Here is a 19,519-nt window from a genome sequence, read left to right as displayed (position 1 = left end):
GCGCAACAGCATGATTGGCGAGTTGCTGCCACATCGCTGGACGCCGCCAACCGCGTCACCCTGACTGTCACCACCACTGCAGGGCCGCGGTCAATATGGGTTTGCCGCGCGCTTACGATTCAACCGCTCGAAGGTGCAGCGGGTCACTGCAAAGCTTTCTCGGCTCATCTGGTGCCAGACCTTGTCGGCGCCTTAGACCTGCATCTTGGCTTTCCAGGCACTCTGGATTTGCGGCGCCAGGGTCGCATCGCGTTGTGTCCTTGCGCAGCACAGTGCCGGGTTGCGTTGACGCGCTGCATGACGCAGGTAACACGATGGGGCAATCTGCAAGACCTTGCAGATCGCCTCGACCCCATAGCTGTCGCGGTGCTGGTCGATAAAGTCCTTCAGGACTTGAGTTTGCGGTCTAGTTCCGCCTGGGCAAAAAAAGCGCTGGCCAACTTGAGGATTTCATCGGCGCGGCGTAATTCCTTGTTCTCGCGTTCAAGAGTCTTGACCCGCTCGCGTTCATCGGTCGTGACGCCTGCGCGGGTGCCGCTGTCGACCTAGTGTTTTCGAACCCATTCGTTGAGGGTCTGCGGCACACAGTCGATCTTGTGGGCTATCGATTTAATAGCTGCCCACAGGGACGGATATTCCCCACGGTGTTCTTGAAGCCGCCGCACTGCGCGTTCGCGCACTTCGGGGGGAAACTTGTTTGACTTCTTGTTCATCGCTCCATCGTCTCAAAGATTGGAGCCTCCTCAATATCCTGGGCGATTCAGAAGTGGTTCTAACAAGCTTTTTCATCAAAGCGTCATCCCCGTGGACGATGCTGTAGTTGCGGCATTTCGCCGCTGCCGAACTATCTAAGAGCACTCTATGCTCAACGATCACACTCAAGAAGTTCAAGCCCACTGGGGCCGGTAATCCACACAATTTTGCAATATATATGTGTTAAATTGTTTCAATGAGTAAAGTTGAACAAGATATCCGCAATCGGCTTTTGTTGGCACGGCTACCTACCATGCCGCAGATTCTTGTGAAGTTGATTGAACTCTGCCAGCGCGACGATACCGGAATGGACGCGCTTGCCAGACTCATTGCGAATGATGCCGGGATCGCCAGCAAAATTTTGACGCTGGCAAATAGTGCTGCTTACCATCGGGCGGGGCCAAAGGTAGGGTTGATGCAAGGGCTCATCAATCTTGGTTTGGACACTATCAAAACACTGGTCATCAGTGAGTCCGTTTTTCAAACTTTCAACGCTTTTCCAAATGCCGGGGGTGCCGACCTGCGTGGTTTTTGGAAACATACCTTAACCACCGCGATACTGGCCCGCGAAATTGCCAAAAAAATGGGCTACGCGCAAAGTGAGGAAGCGTACTTGGCGGGCTTGCTCCACGATATGGGCCGATTGGCTTTGCTGGCGGCGGCACCGACAGAGTACACCGCCAACCTCCATGCCCGGGACAATGCAATGCTGAGCGCTATTGAGCAGCAAACGCTGCGAATCTCGCACACCGAGGCCGGTGCCTGGTTGATCGAACGCTGGAATCTGGACTCCTTTTTGGCGGACAGCGTTCTCTACCATCACGAAAAGCTTGAGCGGGTAGTCTCAGCTCACCCGCTGATTCGGATTGTTCACCTTGCGCACTCGGTGAGCAGCCTGCCTGCTGGAGTTCCCATGGACCCTGGGGGCGGCGCGCTGTGCAGCATTTCGGACGCTGATTTGCTGACAATCCAGCAAGGCGTTGCCGAGCAGGTTAACAAGACAGCCGACTATCTCGGTATTGATGTATCCGGCGTGGATGACCAAGCCGTGCCTGTGGCTCAAATCCCCCGGAATGTCTCGTTGCCGGCGGGACAAGCGGACCTTGTGCGCGAGGTCCGCAATATGGCTTTGGCGGCTGAAATTTCAGTCTCGTTCTCGCGCCCCAAAAGCGTTGCACAGCTACTTGACGTGGTGCAACAAAACGCCCGCATTCTTTTCAACATCGAAAATGCTGTCATGCTGATGAAGAGCGCTACCAGCCAAACCCTGGTGGGGGTCTCATCCGGAGCGTTTGGACAGCACTTGTCCGAACTCGCTATCCCCGTTTCCGCAGGCGGAGGAATTGCGAAGGCGGCACTGCTAAACCAGCTTGTTTATCTGGAGCACAGTCCAGGCGCTCTGAGCCTGCAGGAAGACCAGTTGTTACGACTCCTGGGTGCTGATTGCCTGGTCTGCGTACCCTTGGGGACGGCTTCCCCATCCAATGTGGTGTTCGTAGGCGGAATACCGGCATGGCAGTTGGAGGAGTTGAAACAATCCGCTCGACTGCTTACTTCCTTTGGCTCGCTGGCAGGCACGGCATTGGACGCAATCAACAACGGCCACAGCGAGATGGATCAACTCATTGCCAGCATGCATGCAGAACACCAGGAGAACGCACGCAAGGTGATGCACGAGGTCAGTAATCCGCTGGCCATCATGAAGAACTACATTGGTGTCATTGACGAGAAGCTGATGCGCCATGAGCCCGTGACTAGGGAGTTGTCCATTTTGAGTGGCGAGATTGACCGTGTCGGCAGCATCGTGGATGAGTTTTCGGGGGCTCCTCCCCGCATACAACCCGGCGGGACCGAAATCAATCAACTCATCATTGACTTGGTACGGTTATTTCGCGATAGCAAATATCTGCCATCGACCGTGCAGATCGTGGCGAACGTTGCCGATCAGCCATGTGTCATTTCAGGCTCTTCCGATACTTTGAAGCAGATTCTGGTCAACTTGATCAAGAATGCGGTCGAGGCCATGCAAAAGGGCGGGCAACTGACGGTGAGTAACTTGGGACGTGTCTTGCGCAGCGGGCGTCTCTATTTTGAAGTGTCTGTCACAGATACCGGCCCAGGCTTGTCGGCCGAGGTTTTGGCTAATTTGTACAAACCGGTTCGGAGTTCCAAGGCCGGAGAGAACCGAGGGCTCGGTTTGAGCATCGTGCACGACAAGATACAAAAAATGGGCGGAACCATCAGTTGCCACAGTACCAAAGTGGGCACTGTTTTTGAAATGTATTTGCCCGCACAGACAGCTACTGCCCAGCGCAGTACACCTGAGTTTGTCAAAAATGTGGCGTGAAACGTCTGCGTTGGCGGGCCAGCACCAGGCTCCGTTTCTATTCAGTTTTACTCCCGCATCTTCTCCCGCCCCCGCCCTCGACGCCCCGCCCGTTAGGGCGCTTCTGGTGGACGACGAGCCACTCATGCTCAGCAGCCTGGCGGCGTTGCTTGAAGGCCGAAATTTTGATTTGACAACGGCCAATAGCGGATCGGATGCCATTCAGCTGCTCCGACGCAACGTTTTTGACTTGGTGATACTGGATCTGCAAATGCCCGATGTCGGTGGGCACGCCATCATGGACTTCATGAAGACGCAGCGGTGTGAAGCCAGCATCATTGTGACCAGCGGTGCCAGAAGCATTGATGCGGCAATTGGTGCACTCAAGCGCGGTGCCTATGATTACCTGCGCAAGCCCTACACACGGGAGGAGCTTGAGAAAACCATCGACAATATTTTGCAGAACCGTGCACTGCAAGCAGAAAACCGGCGCATCGCAACCGCACTCGACCGGTCAGAAAAGATGTACCGATTTTTGGTGGATCGGTCTCCTGACATTATTTACACGCTGGACGCCGAAGGGTGTTTGACCTTTATTAATGACCGGGTAGAACAAGTCCTGGGTTTTGTTCGTCGGGACCTTATAGGCCAACACTATTCGGTGCTTGTGCATGATGACGATCTTGAGCATGCCAACTATGTCTTCAATGAGAGACGCAATAACCGGCGCCTCTCCCGCAATGTCGAGTTGCGTCTCAAATCCCGTCACAGCAATGGAGAATCGCGCTTCTTCAATCACGAGTTGATGATGCTCTCCGGGCAGCAGAGCCAGCGACCGCAGATTTCACAGGCACCAATGGATGCAGTGATGGGCATTTATGGTGTGGCACGGGATATTACGGATCGAAAGCGCGCCGATGAGTTGATTGCATACCAGGCCTACCACGACATCCTGACTGACTTGCCCAATCGCGTGTTATTCAAAGACCGCCTTGGCTTGGCGCTGCTACAAGCCAAGCGTAATGAATCAAGTTTGGCCGTCGTGTTCATTGATCTCGATCGCTTCAAAATTGTCAACGATACGCTGGGCCACTCTGTCGGCGACGAATTGCTTAAGCAGGCAGCCGCACGATTGAAAGCCTGCGTTCGCCGTTGCGACACTCTTTCACGCCGCGGTGGTGATGAATTTACGGCCGTGCTTCCCGATCTGACTAGCCGCGAAGATGCGGCCTCAATTGCTGAAAATTTTGCAGCCTGTCTACGCAAGCCATTTGAATTGGCAGGCCAGCAAGTACACCTCTCTGGAAGTATTGGTATTTCCGTCTTTCCATCGGATGGTGATTCGGCGGATGTGCTGTTAAAAAATGCTGATGTCGCGATGTACCACATGAAGTCGCATGGCAAAGACGGGCATTGTTTTTTCGAACCCTCCTTGCTTGAATCGTCGTCCAAGAAGATTGAGCTGGAACAGCACTTGCACGTAGCAATTGAACACGGCGAGTTGGAGATGTATTACCAACCGCAAGTCGACGTTCATACGAAGCGCATCATTGGCGCAGAAGCATTGATGCGCTGGAACCATCCCCAGCGCGGGTTCCTGAGTGCGGGTGAATTTTTGCCGATTGTTGAAGAAAGCCAGTTGATGATTCGTATCAGCGACTGGATGCTGGACCGCGTTTGCCGAGATCTTCTTGAATGGAATCAAGTGGCGGACTTCAAGATGCGGATGTCGGTGAATTTGTCTCCGCAGTATCTGGATCGGGGTGATTTTTACACCAAGCTCCAGGAAACGCTGAGCCTGCACCACATCGCTGCCGCGCAAATTGAAGTGGAGGTTACTGAGAGCATTTGCATCCACAACCCGAAATCCGCCATTGAGCAACTCGACAAGTTATGCCAACTCGGCGTAAGCGTAGCCATTGATGATTTTGGCACCGGCTACTCCTCGCTTTCGTATCTGCACCGGTTCCCCATACACACAATCAAGATTGATCGATCTTTCGTTATGGAGATTCATGACGCCATGGGGCAGTTTCCCGTCGTGCTGGCCATCATCTCTATTGCCAAAGGTTTGGGTTTGAACCTGGTGGCCGAGGGGGTCGAGACGCACGCGCAAGAGCAGTATCTGGAGAATTCAGGTTGCCGCATCATGCAGGGCTACCTGTATCACAAGCCCGTGGCACAGTCGGAATTGCTTGATCTTCTGCGTTCCCAGCGTCCCCTCTCGGATGTGGAGGAAACTTTTGAAAGTCTCCAGCCGTTGCGAGTCGCTATTTAGCCCCAATGTCTGGTGTTGGAGTTTCTTGGAGTAATTTCAAGGCATTGCCAATTTTTTTTGGGTCATTGGTGCGCAAACCGTCGGCTAACTCACTGGCCGTGTCCGCCCGGAAAGTGGCATACGTTTGTAAGGCTTCGAGTGCTTTGGAGGAGGGTGCCGGTGAATCCGGACTGGCCATCCGCAGCGCGTCAAAACTTTCCCGGTAAACCGTTGCGACATTGGTATCGATGCTGCCAGCCATTTGGTCAAATGACAAACTCTTGTGACGTCCCGCCTCAAGAATGGCTTCCCAATTTTGGCTAATGCGCTGGTCTTCATTCAAAAACTCGCGGATAGCGCCACGCGCTCGTAACTCTTCACTAAGTCGGTAGCTTGGCGGCGGAATATTCATCAATAGAATAGAGACACTCAAGGTCAACCCCGATGCTGACCACCACCGCAGGCGCCGTGCGCTGGGGCTCGTGGCAGTCCATGGTCGCGCCATCAAGCTGCCCAACAAGGCGCCAGCTACCAAGCCTCCCACATGCGCCGCATTATCAATGCCCGGAACGACAAGCCCCATGCCAAGTATGAGAAGCGTAAAGACGGAGGCCGCCCCAAACAACCATTTGAACTCGCTGCGGTCTACTTGTCGGCGCTCTCGCCACAAGAAAATCAGCAGTGCTCCGTAAAGACTGAATATTGCTCCTGAAGCGCCGCCAGAAACGGCCCGGTTGCCTTGAGTGGCCAGTGAGAGCAGGTTACCCACAACCCCGCTGACAAGGTACAAGACCACAAATCGGGGACGCCCGTACAAACGCTCTACCAAGCGTCCGACGTCCCACAAGGCCCACATGTTCAACGCCAGGTGAACAATGCCAAAGTGCACAAACATGGCGGTAAATAGCCGCCACCACTGTCCATCTTGTGTGGCCGGCCCAAAATTAGCTCCCCATGCCAGTTGTACGCCCGTGGATGAGTGCCACAGTTCGGCCCCATACAACATCATGACAGCAAACACTGTCAGATTGATGGCAAGAAGACAACTGGTGACCGGAGCGCGCTTGGGGTTGCTGCGCATCAGCTCTGTCAGGCTGACTGGCGTAGGAGTGGGTATCAGTTTTTGACTTCAGTCAGGTGTTTTTCGATCTGGGCTGTGCTGATGGCGCCAGGCACTCGCGCTCCGTCCGAGAAGACCAGTGTCGGTGTGCCACTGATCTTGTATTTGCGACCAAGTTCGAGGTTTCGCTCAAGCGCCGCAGTGTCGCAGCTCCCCGCTTTGGGCAGCTGCTCACGCACCATCCAGTCCTGCCACGTTATAGATTTGTCTTTGGCACACCAGATATTCTTTGCCTTCTCGTTCGAATCCGGGCCGAGTATGGGATACAGAAAAGTGTGAATCGTCACGTTGTCCACTTTTTCCAGATCCTTCTCGAAACGTTTGCAGTACCCACAATTTGGGTCTTCAAATACAACCAACTTGCGTTTCCCGTTGCCACGCACGCTGGTGAATGCATCCTTTAGCGGCAAAGAGTCGAAACTGATTGCGGTTAACTTGTCAACGCGTTCAGCTGTCAAATCGCGGCCCAGCTTGGTATCAATCAGACTGCCTTTGATCAGGTAGTTGCCGGCTGCATCCGTGTAGAAAATCTCTGAATCGTTGACACGAATTTCAAACAATCCTGGAAACGGACTTTTTCTAATTTCGTCAATTTTTTTCAACTGCGAAATGCGTTCACCCAAGTTCTTGCGAATAGCGGCTTCTTGACCTGCCGCGTTAAAAGTGGTCACCAGTCCGATTGCCGCCAAAGCCACTTTTATCAGAGAAATGAGCTGCATTGGCGCTGTTCAGATTGCGGTTGTCTTGTTGCGACGGCGCACGATGGAGCCTATCAAACCCAAGCCAGCTATCAGCATCGCAACTGTCTCTGGCTCTGGAACAGATGTTACGGTGAACTGAGCAGCGATGAAATTGGTGCCCGCGACCGATGCACTGGTTTTCAGGCTGTAGGTGCCTGCGGTCAGGCCTGAAAATGCAAAGGCGTCAGAAAGCACGGCGCTTGACATGGTGAATCCCTGTGCAGCGTTGTACACGGAGGCAGAGGTGAAGCTAACCGGTGGCAATGCGATCTGGAAGCCCGGCGCTATCAAAACATAGGGTGCGAAACCGAGTACCCCCGCTACGTTGGAGACTCCCGCCAGCGTAAATGTGCCCAGCTCGTAGTCGGAGAATGTTACCCCGTTGGCCTGAATAGGGGCAGTGGTCACTGCGCTGGCTGCAAATGAACTGAGTGCAATGACCACGGCGCTGACGAGTGCTTTGAAATTCATAATTTTTCCCTGTGTAGTTCCCGGATGGCATCTAATTAAGATTTACCTGAGCATATTTGCACGACCGGCGTGCGTCCATAGACCGTTCGGACTAACGGCATGCCATTTTTTGGAAACAATAGGCCCCGAAACCATGTGATACACGGAGTCCACCTGATGCGGGGCAAGGATGTAGCGCTAGGCGTTCAATGATTCGCCGGGCTTTGTGTTCTTGCGGCGTGCCATAAAACCGATAAGCCCAAGGCCAGCCATCAGCAGGGCGTAGGTCTCTGGCTCTGGAATGGCGGCCACATTCAAACTACCGGAATAGGTGCCGCCATAAGTGCCAACCACGTTGCCTCTGATTTCCAGCGTGTAGGTATCGGCAGGCAATGTTGACAACGAAATGACGGTAGTTGATCCTGTGATACCGGGAGCTGCACTGAATGGTGTGCTCCAGGCCTGCATGAGCGGAGTATTACCAGCGCTGAATGGACCGATACCCTGGTAGAGCCGGGCAGAGATATTGTCAATACCAAAAAATGAACCGAGGTTGATGCTGGCGGTGATGCTGCTCAATGATGCCGCAGGAGACAGCGTGAACGTGTAGTCGTCATAGAACGATAGCAAGCTTGGTCCAGAGAATGTGTTGCCATAACTCACCGAAAATGGTGCAGCTACCGCGCCAAGGTTCACTGTATTGGGCGTTATCGCTGCAAGGGCATGCGAGGCTATGGCTGTTGATGCAAGTATGCCGAGCATCGCCAGTCGCAATATCCGCTTTTTCAAGATTTTCATAAAGTCATTCGGAGTGGTTGATTGGGCTGATGCAGGGGTCGCTGCGTCAACAATCTTGAGCTTAGACGGCTATTGTTTCAAGCCGCCTGTTCCACACCGGTTCAACGGTAATCCATTCGGCCTAGTGGCCGCGACGGTACCGTTAATGATTGCCCTTAATTCATTGAAAGAAAGCGGCTGACAGGCGCATTTCTTTTGACAAGTTTAGACACTCCCAAGAGCCCGTCACAGGGTCTGCGAGTTCCCGGCTCAGCATGGTCCTTGCGGCTGAAACTAAAATTTGTCGGGTACCTGAACTCTAACGCTTCCCGGGCGTCAAGTTCAGACTGCAGTTCGGCAACAACCGGGTCGGCCTCGCCGTAGCGGTCTTTCAACTCATTGAATACTCTACTCAGGTGGTCGAGTCTGCGTGACATAAAACACTCCAATGAAAATGATTCATGTCACTGTAACATCCGGGTAAACCCTACTCCATTAGAAATCTGAGAAAAATTCTCAACGTCCATAGACGTCTTCAAAGCGCACGATATCGTCTTCTCCCAAATAGGAGCCTGACTGAACTTCAATCATTTCCAGTGCCACGCGCCCCGGGTTTTCCAGGCGGTGGGTGGTACCCAGCGGAATAAACGTTGACTCATTTTCCGACAAAAGAAATGAACTTTCACCCTTTGTAACCTTGGCTGTGCCACTCACGACAATCCAGTGCTCCGCGCGGTGGTGGTGCATTTGCAGCGACAGCGTTCCGCCTGGCTTAACCACAATGCGCTTGACCTGAAATCGCTCGCCCGCATCCACTCCGTCATACCATCCCCAAGGCCGGAATACCTTACGGTGGATAGCGCCTTCTGAGCGGCCCTGCCGCTTCAGGCTGTCCACTATTTTCTTGACATCCTGGGTTCTGTCCTTGTGTGCGACCAAAATTGCATCCGCGGTTTCAACCACCACCAGGTCATGCACGCCAACACAGGCGATGAGTCGACCTTCAGACAAAGCCAGGGTATTGCGGCAATCTTCCAGTAACACATCGCCTTGGTATACGTTGCCCGATTGGTCTTTGGGCAGGACTTTCCATAATGCGTCCCACGCTCCCACATCTGACCAACCTGCAGACAGCGGCAGGACCACACCCGCTGGCAGTGCGCCCGGCACGGCGCTGGTGCCTGTTGCGTTCGAGGCAATGCGCTCCATTACTGCGTAATCTATGGAATCGCTGGGGCAGCTGGCAAATGCTTCCTTTCCAACACGCTCGAACTCGCCATCGATTGAGCCCTGATCCCAAGCCGCCTGGCAGGCGCCTAAAACATCCGGCCGACATGCACCGATGGCCGCCAGCCAGACCGACGCACGCACCATAAACAAGCCGCTGTTCCAAAGATACGAGCCTTCATCCAGATATGCCTGGGCCGTTGCCAAATCGGGTTTCTCCACAAATCGGGCAATCAGGCGCGCATGGGAGGCATTTTCTTCACTACCGTACGCCGAACCTGACTGGATGTAGCCATAGCCCGTTTCAGGCGCATCCGGTGTAATGCCAAAGGTAACCATTGCACCATCCGAAGCGAGCACTGCCCCCTGAGCAACCACACCGCGAAACGCGGTGGTGTCGACAATGACATGATCCGCCGGCATCACCAGCAGCACTGGGTCTGCTCCGTTTTTGATAGCTGATAGTGCAGCCAGCGTAAGGGCTGGTGCTGTATTTCGTCCAAAAGGTTCCAGCACAATCGTGCCGGTCTTCCCCATCAGGCGCAGCTGCTCCGCAATCACAAACCGGTATTCCTCATTGCATACCACCATGGGCGCAGCCAGTTCAGCGCCAGCAATACCGTCCACGCGACGAACAGTCGCTTGCAGCAACGTGTCTTCACCCACCAGCGACAGCAATTGCTTGGGGTATTTCTCGCGTGAAAGGGGCCAGAGGCGGGTGCCGGAGCCGCCGGATAGAACAACGGGTTGGATCAACATAAGTTGGTGTATTTTTCTTGGACGGTTGTCGGTTTGCAGCACGCAGCGGTTAAGCCCGGGCATCACCCCAGCGCAATTGGGCTGTGTCGTCACCCCGGTACAAGGTGTCTCCGTGGCGATCCACGCAGTACAGGGGCGAGACAATCATTTCGCTGAAGCGCATGTCAGCGGCAATGCGTGTGTACTCAAACAAAATGCTTCGCACCACCTTGGCGCCTGTGCGAATGTGGCAGCCGTGGCCGATCCAAGCAGGACCCGTAATCGTTGCCCCTGGCTCAATGCGCACACTGGATCCGATGTACACCGGGCCCTCAATCTTCACTTTGTCCCATGGAATCGAGGTGTTCAGCCCAACCCAGATTCCAGGCTTCACTTCGCGCCCTGGCATGTTCATCTCGGCCACTTCACCCCGTAACACCCGCTGCAATACAGACCAGTAGTCGCTCACCCGGCCAATGTCGATCCAGTTGAAAAATTGCTTTTGGGCATAAAACGGCAGTTTTTGCTCCACCAGTTGGGGAAACAACTGTGAGCCGATGTCGTACACCGTGTTGGGTGGAACCAGGTCCATCACCTCCGGCTCAAAAATATAGATTCCGGTGCTGGCCAGGGTTGATCTCGCCTCGATTGGAGTCGGTTTCTCCTGGAAGGACTGAATCTGCCCGTCTGCCGCCGTTTCCACAATGCCGTAGTTTTGCACCTCACTGCGCGGCACATCCAGTGCCACCACGCTGGCAATGGCGCCTTTGCATTTGTGCTCGTCCAGTGCGGCGCCGATATCCAGATCGATCAGGGCATCACCACACAGCACCAGGGTAGGCTCGTCAAAGAAACCGCTGAAGTCCTGGATGCGGCGCATGCCTCCGGCAGAGCCCATAGGGCGGGGCAGTATGTCGCCGTGGTCCAGAACCCCTTCGTAGGAGTAACCAATTTGCACGCCCCAGCGCCGACCATCACCAAAATACCGTTCAATCTTCTGATGGTGGTAGGCCACGTTGATCATGATTTCCGTGATGCCGTGACGCTCCAGGTGCTCGACCAGATACTCCATCACCGGTTTGCCCAAAATCGGAACCATCGGTTTGGGTAAGTCTTTGGTCAAGGGGCGCACGCGCGAGCCTTGTCCCGCTGCCAGAATCATTCCCTTAGCCATGGCTTACTTCGTTCCTGATAGTCATTTTTGAAAATTCCTCGGTCGTTGGTATTCAATACGATGCAGCAAGTGCCGCCGGTTTCGGTTCAGCGTAGCACGCAGGTATGTCATCCATACGACACTCCGAGGGGTTGTGTAGCAGCTCAAGAATCTGGATGCTCAAACGCCCGTCAAAGGTCTCTCCGGGTGCCAGCACCACGGGTCTGTCAACACAAACTGGCTCGATGCAAAGAAACCGCTGCCAGTGGCCAGCGGGCAGGTCTGGCAACGCCGTAGCGCCTGTTGCTCCTGGATTCCAGACCATCCATTGGTCAAACCCGGTGGCGCTCAAGCGCAATGAATAGCCACCAGCGTTCAGCGCCAGAGGCCCACAGGAGTTAAAGAGTTGCTCAAACGGCTGCCCGGAAAACTCTTGCAGCTCAAGCCCCGCCAGGCCGGAAATGCTGCATGTCAGTAAGTCCCGCACGGCAAAATAGGGGTGCAGGCCACCCGTCCAGTTGAATGTGCTGTTGCCTGTATTGGTCACCTGCAGTGCAACAACCAAAGCGTCCGGCTTCGACTCGATTGTCAAGCGCAGCCTGGCTGCATGCGGCCAAGCGGTAAACGCACCCGGCTCAATGGCCAGGCCGTAGCGAACCCGTTGCGTCCCGAGTAACCCGGTCGGCCTCTCTTCCAGATTCCATATCGCCGTCCGCACCAAACCGTGCTTGGGCAATGGCCCCCGTTCCGCAAATTGTGGAAATAGCACCGGCACGCCACCCCGCATAGGTGCATTCGCTACCGGCAGGGGACTCAGGTACAACAGTTGACTGATCTCGCCGCAACCCGCCTGAAGCAGTTGGGCGCCAAACGCGCGGTGCGTCAGCACTCTCTACCGCCCAATCGCCAGATACTCAATCCCCATCCCGCGTACAAGTCTGGGGTCGTAGAGATTGCGACCGTCAAAGATCACCGGGTTTTTCAGCTTCACTTTGATGGTGTCAAAGTCCGGGCTGCGAAACTCACGCCACTCGGTCACGATAATCAGCGCATCAGCGCCATCCAGCGCAGCGGTCTGGGTTTCCGCAAATGTGATTTGTGCCTCGTTGGGGAAACATTGCCTGGCTTCGACCATCGCCACCGGGTCGTAAGCGGTAACAGTCGCACCGGCGTCCAGCAGATCCTGAATCACCTCCCGGCTGGAGGCCTTGCGCATGTCGTCCGTGTTGGCCTTGAATGCCAAACCCCAGATGGCAAAATGCTTGCCGCGCAGGTCTGTGCCAAAGCGCGCCAACACCTTGTCGCCCAAGACGCGCTTTTGCGCTTCATTGGCCACTTCCACGGCATTCAGCACGCGTAGCGTAATGCCCGCATCGTCCTCTGCCGTCTTGATCAGTGCTTGCACATCCTTGGGGAAGCACGATCCCCCATAACCTGCTCCAGCGTACAAGAAATCGTAGCCAATGCGCGGGTCAGAGCCAATACCCCTGCGCACGTTCTCAATGTCGGCCCCCAACTTCTCGGCCAGGTTGGCCAGCTCGTTCATGAAACTGATACGAGTGGCCAGCATGGCGTTGGCGGCGTACTTGGTCAGCTCGGCACTGCGAACGTCCATCACGATCAGGCGGTCGTGGTTGCGCTGAATGGGCGCATACAGCGCGCGCATGTTGAGGGCGGCCTGCTCATCCTCACAGCCCACCACAATGCGGTCCGGGCGCATGAAGTCTTCAATAGCAGCACCCTCCTTCAAAAATTCGGGGTTGCTCACTACGCTAAAAGGTATCTGCACTCCGCGCCGGGCCAGTTCTTCGTCAATAGCAGCCTTCACCCGGTCTGCGGTACCCACTGGCACCGTACTCTTGTCGACCACCACCTTGTAGTCGGTCATGTACTTGCCGATGTTGCGTGCGGCGGCCAGCACATACGTCAGGTCTGCCGAGCCATCTTCACCGGGTGGCGTGCCCACCGCAATGAACAGAATGGTGCCAAAGTGCGCTGCACGCTCCACATCGGTGGTGAAGTGCAGGCGGCCTGCAGTCACGTTGCGCGCCACCATCTCCTTGAGACCTGGTTCATAAATGGGAATACCGCCGTCCTGCAGCATCTTGATTTTGACTGGATCCACATCCAGGCACAGCACATCGTTGCCCATGTCGGCAAAGCAGGCGCCTGATACCAGGCCCACGTATCCGGTGCCAATAACGGTAATTTTCATAAGTTGCAGCCGCTAAGTATCTGGAGCGCACCCGGCAGGATGCAATCCGCAAAACGCTACTCAAACTGCCTTGGGACGGCGTCCTATGAACCCGATCAGTCCCAAACCGGCCAGCAACATGGCGAATGTTTCGGGCTCTGGAACTGCTGCAATGCTTTGTGCCTGGAAGCTAGGCAGCGAAGCTGCATCCACTGCGAACACGTAAAACTTGTTGTCACCCGCGTTGGCGGCATCAAAGTCGTTGTCATTCGTGATCCACAAGGTGTGCCGACCATCGGCTAAATCCTGACCGAAGGCCAGGCCTTCAATCTTGGATGGAATTTGTGTATCCACAATGCCATTCAGATTCAGCGCGGCACGGATGTCCAGGAACAGGGTTTTACTCACGGCGGGCGTGGCAGATGTCATGCTGGTTACGCCACTGATGTCCGTAGCGCCGGCCAAATCAATTTTGAACAGTTGCTTGATGGCGGCAGCTGAGCCGTCACCCAGTCCTTTGCCATCACGCTCATCCACCAGAAATTCATGGTCGTTGATAGCCACGATTTCACTCACACCTGAGCCCGTGGTCAGCCGATAGCCGAATTGCTTGGTGGTGCCAGTAGCGATGTCGACGGTGACAATGCGAACCTGCTTGCTGGCATCCTGCAACAGAGGCGCTTGCATGATGCCCACCAGGGTCTTGCCATTCGGAGTAATCGCCAGACCTTCCATACCCTTGTTGGCTACCCGACCAGTGGTATTGGTGGGTGAGCCCTCTGAACCCGTGGTGGGACCCTGTACTGCTACTGCCAGATTGGCGGGCAGCGCGAAAGATCTGATGCGCTGACCCGTAGCGCGGTCAAATTGGTTGATGTAGGGGCCGTACTCATCCGATATGAAAACGCTTTTCCCGTCGTTGGAAACCCGCGCGCCTTCGGGGTCAAAGCGCGCATTGTTGGGATTGCTGGATGGCAGTGCAGCATTGAACCCATCGGAGCGACCGGTAAAGTAGTTGGTGTTGTTGATGGCATTCAACGCTGGCACGCCGCTACCTAAGCTATTCGTTGCATCCGTCCCCAATGCGCCCGTTCCGTAGGTCAGAGGCGTTGCGCTGGAAAGCAGAGTGGTGTTGGTCAGCGTCGGGGTGAGGCTATAAGCCAGACCCGGCCCTGTGTTTGCCGTCAGTGCAAAGCTGATAGTCTGAAAGCGATCAATGTAGGAAGTGGTATCGCCCACTAGGGGGTTGTATGCCAAGGCATTGGGGCCCCGGTCCGGCGTTGCAATGAAAGTGTTACCACCAGCCCACGCAAAAGCGGAGCCCACACCACCCAGCAAATTGCCAGCAACGCCGTTTTCCAGCAAGCCTGCGGTTTGGGTCGACAAGTCCGACATCGTTCCGCTCAGGGTGCCAATAGCAATCAGGTTGGTCGCCGCCTGCGCGGAGTGCGCAGCAAAAATGGAGGCGAGCAAAAGGGGTAGCAATGCTTTGTTCATGTGGAGTCCTTGAAGTGCATGCACTGTAGGTCGCCAACATTACGGTTTTGCGAAAAGAACCCATGTTCGTATGCGCCGTTTGGACTATCGACTGAAGCAGTGCAGCTGACACAATTTCGCCACATGCCAAACCAACCCAATGCTGCGCCCAGAACACCTTGGATACAAGTCGGTGTGTTCATCGCCGCATTCCTGCTGCTTCAAAGTGGATGGTCTTTGGCCCGTGGCACCGTTCTGGAACGCGTTGCCATCAACGATGCAACGGTGGTGCCTGCCGCTTGGCTTGTCAATCAACTCACTCCTGGCGTTCATGCGGTGGCAGTCCAGTCCAGCGTTCGGGCTTTGGGCGGCGGCATCAATGTGCTCAACGGCTGTGAGGGCGTTGAGGTGCTGTTCCTCCTGATTGCTGCTTTGCTGATTGCGCCCATAACGCCACGGCGCAGGGCATACGGTCTGGTTGCCGGTGCGCTCTTTGTCTGGTTGCTCAATCAAGGGCGCATCCTGGTGCTGTTTTACGCCAACCGCTCTGACAAGGAATTGTTCTCCCTGCTGCACGGAACCGTTGCGCCCTTGGTCATGATTGTTCTAGTCACCCTTGCGTATGTTTCCTATGTTTCCACGTCTGCAAGCAAATGACTGCAAGCACGGGCATCATGGCGCGGCTGATCCTCGGGGCCTTGTTGTCCGTCGGGATTGTTGTGGCCTGCGGGCCGCGCATGGCGGAAGCCTTTTTACCGGTGCTGCGCTGGTCGTTTGGTCAACTCGATTCGTACGACCGCGTCATTGACCTGTCCATCGGCGACCAAGGCGTCGTCAGCGGTCACGAACCTGTTTACCGGCTCGTCCTCGCGCCCGATCGGGTGGTTTTTGTTGGAGAACGCCTCATCCCGGCAGACCCCCGAGGGCGGGCCATGGTCAGCGTGCTGGTTGCCTACCTTTGGCAATCGCTGGTCGTTGCCTTGCCCTTGGCGCTGGCGTGGCCCGCTTCCTGCCGTACCGAATGGCCGGTACGGCTAATGGCTCTTGCGGCATTTCTCGGCTGCATTGCTCTCATCGATTTGCCGTTCACCTTGTGGGCGCACATCTGGAAAATATATGTAGATGCCTTTGCCCCTGGAAAATTCTCGCCGTTGCTGGTGTGGGCGGATTTTCTTCAAAGTGGTGGCCGTCTGCTGCTTGGCTTCATTGCAGCGGGCATGAGTGTGGTCCTTTCACGTTCGCTATTCAGGCTGCACTAGATGTTGAATTCCATCACCCGCTCAAAATGGCAGCGAGCATTTTTTCTCAGTGCCGGGTTTCTGACTTCGTCCCTTTATGCTGAAGCGGCCACGCCACCTGCAGAGGCATCTGCCCGACTGCAGGCTGGCCAACCTGTCGATTTGATTGTCGAGTACGACGACACGGCAATCGCCGCCGTTGTTGCCACCATGCGTCGCAGCAGCAAGCGCGATCAAGAAGAGCCCGCAGTAGTCACCTACAAAACGCAGCAGTACAAACTGCTCAAAGAGCGCATTGATGGCGCGGTAGCACGCCCGGGCATTGCTCACCTGAAGGATTACAGCCACCTACCCATGGCCTTCAAGCGCTTTACGTCCGAGGCAGACCTGGCTGCTTTTCTGGCGAGCCCCAGCGTCAAGGCGGTATTTCCCAATCGGCAGTTTTACCGGGTGCTTGCACAGAGCCTGCCGCTTATTGGCCAGCCTGCTGTCGCCGCCGCTTCAGAACTGGGTAGCGGCACAGCCGTAGCGGTGATTGATGATGGCATCGACTACACCAAGGCAGCCTTTGGTTCGTGCACATCCCCGGGCAATCCGGTCAACTGCAGAGTCGTGGTTTCCCAAAACTTTGGCAGCGGCACCACGGACACCAGTCATGGAACCAATGTTTCCGCTATCGTTCTGGGCGTCGCGCCGGCGTCCAGAATCGCCATGCTCAATGCCTTCTCAGGCACCTCAGCCTATGTGGCCGACATTCTCAGCGCGATCAACTGGGCGGTTGCCAATCGTGCGGCCTACAACATCGTCGCCATCAACATGAGCCTGGGCGATAGCACCAAATACACCTCGGCTTGTACTGCCAATAATCCTTTTCGCACGCCAATCACCAATGCGCGCAGCGCGGGAATTCAGGTGGTTGTAGCAGCGGGCAACGAGGCCTTCACTGACGGACTATCCAGCCCTGCATGTACTCCCGGCGCCATTTCCGTGGGGGCGGTTTACGATGCCAACTATGGCGGCGTCAATTGGGGCCTCTGCACCGATGCCTCAACGGATGCCGACAAGATCACCTGCTTCTCCAACAGCGCGAGCTTTCTTACCCTGCTGGCGCCGGGCGCACTAATCACTGCAGCAGATATCATGGAAGGCGGAACCTCGCAGGCCACGCCGCACGTCGCTGGCGCCATCGCCGTCTTGCGCTCAACCTTTCCCAATGAAACCCTGGCACAGATCCAGACGCGAATGACCAGCAGTGGTGTCAGCATCACGGACGCACGCAACGGCATTACCAAGCCGCGCCTCAACCTGGTGGAAGCGGCGCGTCCGGGAAACGACGCATTTGCGAGTCGTGCAACCCTCAGCGGCAGTGCGGGTAGCAGCAGCGGGGTGACGCAGCTCTCCAGCCATGAAGTCGGTGAACCCGATCACGCGGGCAATGCCAGCGGCGGGCAGTCGGTGTGGTGGAAATGGACGGCACCAGCCGCGGGGCAATTCAGCCTGGATACGCATGGCAGCGGATTCGACACATTGCTTGCGGTCTATACAGGCACCAGCGTCGCATCTTTGACGCCCATTGCCTCCAACGACAATGACGGCGCTTCTGGTGGCGCCAGCGGCGTGCTGCTCCAGGCGCAGGCCGGCAAAGAATACGTCATAGCCGTTGATGGTGTGGCCGGTGCCGCCGGAACGGCAGTCGTCAACTGGGCTTTGAATACCACGGCCACCGCCAACCTGTCGGCCGCCCTTTCCGGTCCGGGGGGTGTCAGCCCGGGCATCACAGCCCAATACATCGTGACTGTCGGGAATGCAGGTCCACAGGGTGCTACCAACGTCTGGGTCACCGCCACCTTGCCGCCTGGCGCAGTTTATTCATCCGGGCCCGCAGGCTGCACTGCCAACAGCAGCGTCGTCAGTTGCTTTATCGGCACGATGGGGAGCGCCGCAACCACCACCTTTCCTATCAACCTTACCTGGAACACGATAGCAGGCACGGTGTCTATCTCCGTGGGTGTAAGCTCCGACCTGCCCGATACCGTTTCCGCTAATAACACCGCGGCTATACAGGTAGGCCTTGACGCCGGTGATACCGATGCACCCACCTTGCCGCAGTGGGGTGTGCTGCTTCTGGGGGCTCTGTTGATAGGCTCCGCCAGCACAAAAAAAAGCCGCTGAGGGGCATTGCCCTTAGCGGCCTCTGGCTTTTGCCAGCGTTCAGCGTGCTTTGCGACGGCGTGCAACTGCGCCCATCAATCCCAATCCGGCCAACAGCATGGCATAGGTTTCGGGCTCTGGAACTGCCGCGATGGTGAAGCTACCATTCAGACTCGCACCCGTGTCGACCAGTGTGTAGGGCTGGGTGCTTTGCGCAAAACTTGCGTTCACCAAGCCTGCGCCGGTCAGCATGTAGCTGCTGAAGGTCAACTCTTCACCCACATTGCCGGCAAAGCTGAAGTTGACTGCTTGGTTACCAGTCTGCTGAACATCCCACAGGTACTCGCCCAGCACGGTGGTTCCGCGTGACACCGACAGGCCAAGGCCAAGGTAGCCACCGCTCACCATGCTATTGAAGTCAAGCAGCCCGCTGGCATTGCCCGCAAAGCTGACGTTCACGGCGGATCCGTTGGCCTCGCCAGCCTCGCCAACAATCTTCAGCTTCACTGCCGACAGGTCGACGAAGGCGTCTTGCTGGTGACTTCCAACGGATAGAGCGCCACCCGAGGTCGCGCTCAGGGACTGGTTCAGCGTCATCGCCAGATCGGTACTCGTTGTGGCGAAGCTCAGGAAGGCATCACCCGCATAGCTATGGGCCAGCGAGCCATTGGTCAGAGGAGTGTTGTACACAGCGGCGCCAAACAAGGTCACATCGCCTGATGCTCCCGAGAGGTCCATCGCAGAACCGTTCGCAAATGTGCCGTCGGTAGCCGCGCTGTAGCCTGCAGAGGCCACATAGTCGACCCGGTCAAAGTAAGCGGCCTGTGCGCCACTGCACAGCCCCAGCAGTACCAGGGCGCCAAGCAGGGGTTTAAATTGGTTTTTCATTGCATTGTTCTCAGGTTTATTTCATGGGGTA

At 55.9% G+C, this 19,519-nt stretch carries 14 protein-coding genes, 3 pseudogenes and 1 other annotated feature; of the genes and pseudogenes, 5 read left to right on the top strand and 12 right to left on the bottom strand.

The genetic code is table 11. The features are described 5' to 3' along the window. Window positions 1-114: 114 nt before the first annotated feature. Window positions 115-713 (bottom strand): annotated as a pseudogene (locus AC097W_RS10325) (transposase); the annotation flags it as partial. Continuing rightward, window positions 316-432 (bottom strand) — a sequence feature (AL1L pseudoknot). (Overlaps the previous pseudogene by 117 nt.) A gap of 236 nt (window positions 714-949) precedes the next feature. Between AC097W_RS10325 and AC097W_RS10320 the strand changes: the two are divergent. After that, window positions 950-3,100 carry an HDOD domain-containing protein gene (locus AC097W_RS10320; RefSeq protein ID WP_479602421.1) on the top strand — a complete coding sequence of 717 codons (2,151 nt, stop codon included), beginning with the start codon at window positions 950-952 and terminating at the stop codon, window positions 3,098-3,100. Next, window positions 3,090-5,357, top strand: a complete 2,268-nt coding sequence (locus AC097W_RS10315; protein ID WP_479602419.1) for a putative bifunctional diguanylate cyclase/phosphodiesterase — start codon at window positions 3,090-3,092, stop codon at window positions 5,355-5,357. The genes AC097W_RS10320 and AC097W_RS10315 overlap by 11 nt, the downstream gene beginning before the upstream one ends. Here the strand turns inward: AC097W_RS10315 and AC097W_RS10310 are convergent. The 10 genes and pseudogenes from AC097W_RS10310 to AC097W_RS10265 form a co-directional block, all read right to left on the bottom strand. Beyond that, window positions 5,350-6,417 carry a rhomboid family intramembrane serine protease gene (locus AC097W_RS10310; RefSeq protein ID WP_479602417.1) on the bottom strand — a complete coding sequence of 356 codons (1,068 nt, stop codon included), beginning with the start codon at window positions 6,415-6,417 and terminating at the stop codon, window positions 5,350-5,352. The genes AC097W_RS10315 and AC097W_RS10310 overlap by 8 nt on opposite strands. Window positions 6,418-6,452: 35 nt before the next feature. Continuing rightward, the gene (locus AC097W_RS10305; RefSeq protein WP_479602436.1) at window positions 6,453-7,166 is read right to left on the bottom strand and encodes a DsbC family protein; all 714 of its coding nucleotides are present in this window, start codon (window positions 7,164-7,166) and stop codon (window positions 6,453-6,455) included. An 18-nt stretch (window positions 7,167-7,184) separates the two neighbouring features. Continuing rightward, window positions 7,185-7,667, bottom strand: a complete 483-nt coding sequence (locus AC097W_RS10300) for an FxDxF family PEP-CTERM protein (protein ID WP_479602416.1) — start codon at window positions 7,665-7,667, stop codon at window positions 7,185-7,187. A 177-nt stretch (window positions 7,668-7,844) separates the two neighbouring features. Next, window positions 7,845-8,444, bottom strand: a complete 600-nt coding sequence (locus AC097W_RS10295; RefSeq protein WP_479602415.1) for an FxDxF family PEP-CTERM protein — start codon at window positions 8,442-8,444, stop codon at window positions 7,845-7,847. 495 nt (window positions 8,445-8,939) lie between these two features. Then, window positions 8,940-10,409, bottom strand: coding sequence for a mannose-1-phosphate guanylyltransferase/mannose-6-phosphate isomerase (locus tag AC097W_RS10290; protein WP_479602414.1), 1,470 nt, complete (start codon window positions 10,407-10,409; stop codon window positions 8,940-8,942). Between the two features lie 49 nt (window positions 10,410-10,458). Further along, the gene (locus AC097W_RS10285) at window positions 10,459-11,562 is read right to left on the bottom strand and encodes a nucleotidyltransferase family protein (protein WP_479602413.1); all 1,104 of its coding nucleotides are present in this window, start codon (window positions 11,560-11,562) and stop codon (window positions 10,459-10,461) included. A gap of 52 nt (window positions 11,563-11,614) precedes the next feature. Then, window positions 11,615-12,430: an aldose epimerase family protein gene (locus AC097W_RS10280; RefSeq protein WP_479602412.1), complete on the bottom strand. Its 816-nt coding sequence runs from the start codon at window positions 12,428-12,430 to the stop codon at window positions 11,615-11,617. A 3-nt stretch (window positions 12,431-12,433) separates the two neighbouring features. Continuing rightward, window positions 12,434-13,756, bottom strand: coding sequence for a UDP-glucose dehydrogenase family protein (locus AC097W_RS10275; protein WP_479602411.1), 1,323 nt, complete (start codon window positions 13,754-13,756; stop codon window positions 12,434-12,436). A 60-nt stretch (window positions 13,757-13,816) separates the two neighbouring features. Next, a pseudogene (locus tag AC097W_RS10270) lies at window positions 13,817-13,912 on the bottom strand (PEP-CTERM sorting domain-containing protein); the annotation flags it as partial. Window positions 13,913-14,002: 90 nt separating this feature from the next. Beyond that, window positions 14,003-15,130: pseudogene (locus AC097W_RS10265) on the bottom strand (esterase-like activity of phytase family protein); the annotation flags it as partial. 225 nt (window positions 15,131-15,355) lie between these two features. Between AC097W_RS10265 and AC097W_RS10260 the strand changes: the two are divergent. Genes AC097W_RS10260 through AC097W_RS10250 form a run of 3 tightly spaced genes read left to right on the top strand, consistent with a single transcriptional unit; the run spans window position 15,356 to window position 18,621 of the window. Then, on the top strand, window positions 15,356-15,868 hold the full coding sequence (locus tag AC097W_RS10260) for an exosortase/archaeosortase family protein (RefSeq protein WP_479602410.1): 513 nt from the start codon (window positions 15,356-15,358) through the stop codon (window positions 15,866-15,868). Then, the gene (locus tag AC097W_RS10255) at window positions 15,865-16,470 is read left to right on the top strand and encodes a hypothetical protein (RefSeq protein ID WP_479602409.1); all 606 of its coding nucleotides are present in this window, start codon (window positions 15,865-15,867) and stop codon (window positions 16,468-16,470) included. Before AC097W_RS10260 ends, AC097W_RS10255 begins: the two co-directional genes overlap by 4 nt. Further along, window positions 16,471-18,621, top strand: coding sequence for a S8 family serine peptidase (locus AC097W_RS10250; protein WP_479602408.1), 2,151 nt, complete (start codon window positions 16,471-16,473; stop codon window positions 18,619-18,621). 39 nt (window positions 18,622-18,660) lie between these two features. On the opposite strand, the gene AC097W_RS10245 is transcribed toward AC097W_RS10250, so the two are convergent. Further along, window positions 18,661-19,488 carry a PEP-CTERM sorting domain-containing protein gene (locus tag AC097W_RS10245; protein WP_479602406.1) on the bottom strand — a complete coding sequence of 276 codons (828 nt, stop codon included), beginning with the start codon at window positions 19,486-19,488 and terminating at the stop codon, window positions 18,661-18,663. Between the last annotated feature and the right edge of the window lie 31 nt (window positions 19,489-19,519).

The organism is Rhodoferax sp. GT1R46 (assembly GCF_056521285.1).
Note: the sequence above shows the minus strand (reverse complement) of the source record. Positions and strands in the feature narration are given on the sequence as shown.

What these genes read in the sequence shown, in the direction of transcription:
- AC097W_RS10310 (WP_479602417.1), bottom strand. Translation starts at nt 6,417, where the DNA reads ATGCGCAGCAACCCCAAGCGCGCTCCGGTCACCAGTTGTCTTCTTGCC.
- AC097W_RS10275 (WP_479602411.1), bottom strand. Translation starts at nt 13,756, where the DNA reads ATGAAAATTACCGTTATTGGCACCGGATACGTGGGCCTGGTATCAGGC.
- AC097W_RS10320 (WP_479602421.1), top strand. Translation starts at nt 950, where the DNA reads ATGAGTAAAGTTGAACAAGATATCCGCAATCGGCTTTTGTTGGCACGG.
- AC097W_RS10250 (WP_479602408.1), top strand. Translation starts at nt 16,471, where the DNA reads ATGTTGAATTCCATCACCCGCTCAAAATGGCAGCGAGCATTTTTTCTC.
- AC097W_RS10255 (WP_479602409.1), top strand. Translation starts at nt 15,865, where the DNA reads ATGACTGCAAGCACGGGCATCATGGCGCGGCTGATCCTCGGGGCCTTG.
- AC097W_RS10290 (WP_479602414.1), bottom strand. Translation starts at nt 10,409, where the DNA reads ATGTTGATCCAACCCGTTGTTCTATCCGGCGGCTCCGGCACCCGCCTC.
- AC097W_RS10295 (WP_479602415.1), bottom strand. Translation starts at nt 8,444, where the DNA reads ATGAAAATCTTGAAAAAGCGGATATTGCGACTGGCGATGCTCGGCATA.
- AC097W_RS10245 (WP_479602406.1), bottom strand. Translation starts at nt 19,488, where the DNA reads ATGAAAAACCAATTTAAACCCCTGCTTGGCGCCCTGGTACTGCTGGGG.
- AC097W_RS10260 (WP_479602410.1), top strand. Translation starts at nt 15,356, where the DNA reads ATGCCAAACCAACCCAATGCTGCGCCCAGAACACCTTGGATACAAGTC.
- AC097W_RS10300 (WP_479602416.1), bottom strand. Translation starts at nt 7,667, where the DNA reads ATGAATTTCAAAGCACTCGTCAGCGCCGTGGTCATTGCACTCAGTTCA.
- AC097W_RS10315 (WP_479602419.1), top strand. Translation starts at nt 3,090, where the DNA reads ATGTGGCGTGAAACGTCTGCGTTGGCGGGCCAGCACCAGGCTCCGTTT.
- AC097W_RS10285 (WP_479602413.1), bottom strand. Translation starts at nt 11,562, where the DNA reads ATGGCTAAGGGAATGATTCTGGCAGCGGGACAAGGCTCGCGCGTGCGC.